The organism is Bradyrhizobium sp. ARR65 (assembly GCF_000472385.1).
GTDB lineage: Bacteria > Pseudomonadota > Alphaproteobacteria > Rhizobiales > Xanthobacteraceae > Bradyrhizobium.
In genome coordinates, this window is the sequence record NZ_AWZU01000114.1 from 1 (window position 1) to 4282 (window position 4282).

Genomic DNA, 4282 nt, shown 5'->3' on the forward strand with positions numbered 1-4282 from the left:
GCTTGGGCAGAACATTCGGCCGCCAAACTCGCCGCCTGACGCCTTCCGGCGGGAAATCAAGCCCTCAGCGCCGTGCGGCCAGAGGGCCGCTTACGCTCTATCCGACTTTTCTCATTTGCTGATGCCGCGCTGGGTTCGGCTCGCTGAACTAGGTATCGCACTCAGTGTGAGCCAGGACGTGATTCGATTTCATTCCTCTGTCGCGGTTCGAAATAGAGCTGAACGAGCGTTTTATCACCGATCACTTCTCCAAGTGCGCGAAACGCGGACGTCGAAGTTGGCGAGGCCTCGGCGCGAGGCGACAGCCGACCTTTATCAATAAATCGACTGATTTACGGTCGGCCAGGTAGTGTTGCCAAAAGGTCAGACTCCTCAATGAACGTTCCCGATCAATTGCTGGCGTGACCGGACCGGGCTAGACTGCTGAGCACCGTTAGGATGCTTGTCCTTCGTTGCCTGCATTGGCTCGCTGGCATCTCATTTGTTCGGGGAGAGCGTGGTGCAGGTTGCTGCGAGGGTTCGAACCCGGATAGGCGCCATTCCTTCAGCCTGCCTGAAGGCAGCTCTCGCTGGTGCCCTCAGCATCTGCATCACCTGCCATGCCCTTGCCAATGACGATGACGATGCTTCCTCGAATGAGGCATCCAAGACCCCCAACATTTACCTCGATATGAGAACAGCCTACGCCAGTGTACCCGCCGGCTCGCTGCCGATTGGATTTGGCAATTCGGCTCTGGTCACGGCATTGCAATCACTTGCGCTATCCAGGGCCAATAGCCTTCCGGCAAGTTCGGTCAGCTCGACGCTGCCAGCGGCTCGGGCTGTCGTTGTCGATCTTCCGATGACCGTCGATGTGACCGATAGTGTGTCACTTTACGCCGGTGTGTCAGCCAGCTCGACCAGTACCACCTTGACCGGCTGGTCACCTGTGGCAATTACGAGCTGGAACATCGGATTTCAGGCCGACGTCTATAAACAGAACGGGGGCTCGCTTCCAACCTTGACCTGGCAATCGACCATTACACAGGCGATTCCGAATGGGTCACTTGCCACGACGACGTTCAACAACATTTTCGAATTCGACTACGCCTTCGACAAGGACGAAACCCGCGGATTGCTCGCCGGCGTTCAAGACGTACGCGTTGAGGTCGCCACGCCGTTGGCAAGGATCCATTCGAGCATCATCGGCTATGTCGGCGGTTACTACCAATGGCCGAACAATTGGAAATTCACGGGCCGCGTTGGCGTGCAGTCGTTCGGCGGCCTTGAGCTTCTGAATCTCGCGCACGTTAAGCCCTTCACCGAGCCGGTCGCTCGATTCGATCTCGACCGCATGGATGACAATGACAACCGGCTACTTGGCGTGACGGCAGAGATCATGTGGATGCCAAAACCCGCCTACCAGCTGACACTCAGGACACCGCTCTATTTCGTGCGCAACTGAGCAGCGCGAGCTGATCGCTCCGCAACGCCCTTGCGCCGCTTGGATCCTAGCTACATCCCCGGCTTCAACGTCCGGGTCTGGCCCTGAGCCGAACAGCAATCAGGCTGGCAGTACGTCGGCTGTCCCGGTTCGAGCAGACTTGCCCGGCGCTTGCCTCGACCATCTTTGTGACCCAAAGGCGACCATCGGCGCGATTGACTTCTCACGAGCGCGATACCAGTTTCAGCCTTAATTAAGTTCGTCTTGAGGTTCGGCCCAAATATCGGGGGATAGTTATGATTAACAAGTACTCCGTGCTCTCGGTCTGTCTCGCTGCCGTTTTGATGCAAGGGCACACAGCCAAAGCTCAAACGGGAAGCCGCATCGAAGCCTATGAAATTTCAAAAGAAGCTTACATCTACGCCTTTCCGATGATCGCCGCCTACAAGGCAATGTATGAGTTCAACATCGACAAGAAATCATCGCAGTACAAGGGGCCGTTTAATCAAATTATCAACGAAGGCCGCGTTTTCACGCCGAAAGATACGGCCATCGTGACGCCGAACAGCGATACCCCATATTCGATGCTTCAAGTCGATTTGCGGGCCGAGCCGATCGTATTTTGCGTGCCGGAGATAGAGAAGGGCCGTTACTATTCGGTTCAACTGACCGACATGTATTCTTTCAACTATGGCTATGTCGGAAGTCGCGCCACCGGCAATGCTGCGGGATGTTACATGATCGCCGGGCCAAATTGGTCCGGTGAAATGCCAAACGGTGTAGCCAAGATATTCAAGAGCGCAACCCAGTTTGGACTTGTGATCTTCCGCACCCAACTCTTCAATCCGGCTGACATCGAGAACGTCAGGAAAATTCAGGCTCAATACAAGGCTCAGCCACTATCGCAATTTCTCAACGAGCCAGCGCCACCCGCATTGCCACTGCCAAACTTCCCACCCTTCTCGGATGATGCGTTTAAGCAAGAAGCGTTTTCCTACCTCAATTTCCTTCTGCAATTCGCGCCGACTGTACCGGCGGAGACCGAGTTGCGTGCCAAATTCGCCAAGATCGGCATTTCTCCGGGTGCTACGTACTCGCTACCGGGTCTAGGAGATGACAAGGTGGCTACTGAACTCGGCATCAAGGAAGGCTATGAGGCAATCGTCAAGCAGAAGGATGAGATTGGAAAGTCCGAAAATGGCTGGCGGGTCGGCTCCGCCTTTGGCGACCGCGCCTTTTACCACGGCGATTTCACACTCCGGGCAGCAGCCGCACTCGCGGGCATCTACGGCAACGATGCGGTTGAGGCGATGTATCCCCTGGCCGTAGTGGACAATCTCGGACAGAAGCTCGACGGAAGTCAGCATACATACACCATCACGTTTCCAGCTGACGCATATCCGCCGGTCAACGCGTTCTGGTCGATTACCATGTATGATGGGAAGACACAGTTGCTGATCGAAAACCCCATCAATCGGTATTTGATCAATTCACCGATGTTGCCAGACCTCAAGAAGAATGCCGACGGCTCGCTGACGATATACGTTCAAAACAAATCGCCTGGCAATGACAAGGAAGCAAACTGGCTGCCTGCGCCCGATGGCCCGATCTACATGGTTATGCGGCTCTACTGGCCGAAAGAGGAAGCGCTCAACGGAACTTGGAAGCCTGCGCCAATCGTGCGGGTCCAATGAAGCGGGAGCCAATCCCAAGGTGGTGCACTCCGCTATTGGCCCATTCCCGAAGTGACATCTATGTCCCATTTCGGTGTGCAGGGGACATCGCCTGCGAAAGCTATCAAGCTATCCGGGGGGCGCGCCTGTTGCGCGGGGGTACGAAGCAGATAAGGCCGCAGCATGAAATTCGCCTCCGGATCGTCCCCACGCCGATCCCGATGGCGCCGCGCGCGAGCTGATAGAGCTGGCCAACGCCGTCGAGCCGGTGCAAGACGGCCGCATCCAAATCAAGCAGGTCAACGAGCCGTTCTCTATCAGCTCTTCCGATCGCCCTGTCACACGTCCGGAGCGATGGCCGACATTGCGCGCACGGTATCCGGAGAAGCGGCAGGATCACCCCGTGCGGATTACGGGGGTTCCGACGAGTTCCGCGGAACGTCTCGGCGTCTGCGCCGTTCACGGCGTAGTCGGCGCTGCACTCGCCGACGAGGAGCAGACCCCAGCGCCAGCGCGACATGATCCACCTGCGGCGTTGGGGCTGCTCCTTCTGCCCGCGCGATAGTGATGATCTCCTAAACCTCCCGAAAGGGAGGTTCTTTTTTGGCGGCTTCGCTTGGCGTGGATAATTGTCGGAATTGCCGCCCCGTCCGAACCGATCAACGCTTGACCAAGCTATTCCGCTTTGGCCGATCCTTAGCCGTGACCTTCCGCTTCGCCTTGGCCCGCATCCGGCCAAAAGCCTGCTCGAACGTCTCGGTCCGTTTTTCCGGCAATCGGCTCACCAGATCGGGCATGAACCTCACAACGAGGTCCCGAGTGGCGTCGTCGATCCATTCGATGTCGTCGAAAGCGGTGATCTGATCTCGGATCGCCCGGAAGTCGTCGTCTGTCATCAGCGTGCTATCGGGGCGGAGCGGTGTTCGCCCTGGCTTGATGCGCTTCATGGGATCACCAGTGACCGCTTGCGCCGACAAAAGCGAGGCCCCGGCGTGCCTAGGAGGCCGGGGCCCGCAACCGGAACAGCCCGAAGTAGGAGCCTCTGGTCCGGCGAGTGGCTATTGCAGCGGCGCCGTCATTGTCACAGCCGCGTCCGCTCCATGCTGGATCACAAGCAGAACGATGCTCGCGACAACCGTGACCATGCTCAACGTGATGACGACCAGCGCTCGTTCCATCCGGTTTT

At 57.4% G+C, this 4282-nt stretch carries 3 protein-coding genes; 2 read left to right on the forward strand and 1 reads right to left on the reverse strand.

All coding sequences use genetic code 11. The features are described 5' to 3' along the window. Positions 1 to 442 precede the first annotated feature (442 nt). Together F758_RS0142660 and F758_RS0142665 are read left to right on the forward strand one after the other, a co-directional pair. Positions 443 to 1444: a hypothetical protein gene (locus tag F758_RS0142660; protein ID WP_245286785.1), complete on the forward strand. Its 1002-nt coding sequence runs from the start codon at positions 443 to 445 to the stop codon at positions 1442 to 1444. Between the two features lie 275 nt (positions 1445 to 1719). Then, positions 1720 to 3117, forward strand: coding sequence for a DUF1254 domain-containing protein (locus F758_RS0142665; RefSeq protein ID WP_024513467.1), 1398 nt, complete (start codon positions 1720 to 1722; stop codon positions 3115 to 3117). A 638-nt stretch (positions 3118 to 3755) separates the two neighbouring features. Here F758_RS0142665 and F758_RS0142675 read toward each other — a convergent pair. Next, the gene (locus F758_RS0142675; RefSeq protein ID WP_024513469.1) at positions 3756 to 4043 is read right to left on the reverse strand and encodes a hypothetical protein; all 288 of its coding nucleotides are present in this window, start codon (positions 4041 to 4043) and stop codon (positions 3756 to 3758) included. Positions 4044 to 4282 lie beyond the last annotated feature (239 nt).

What these genes read in the sequence shown, in the direction of transcription:
- F758_RS0142675 (WP_024513469.1), bottom strand. Translation starts at nt 4,043, where the DNA reads ATGAAGCGCATCAAGCCAGGGCGAACACCGCTCCGCCCCGATAGCACG.
- F758_RS0142665 (WP_024513467.1), top strand. Translation starts at nt 1,720, where the DNA reads ATGATTAACAAGTACTCCGTGCTCTCGGTCTGTCTCGCTGCCGTTTTG.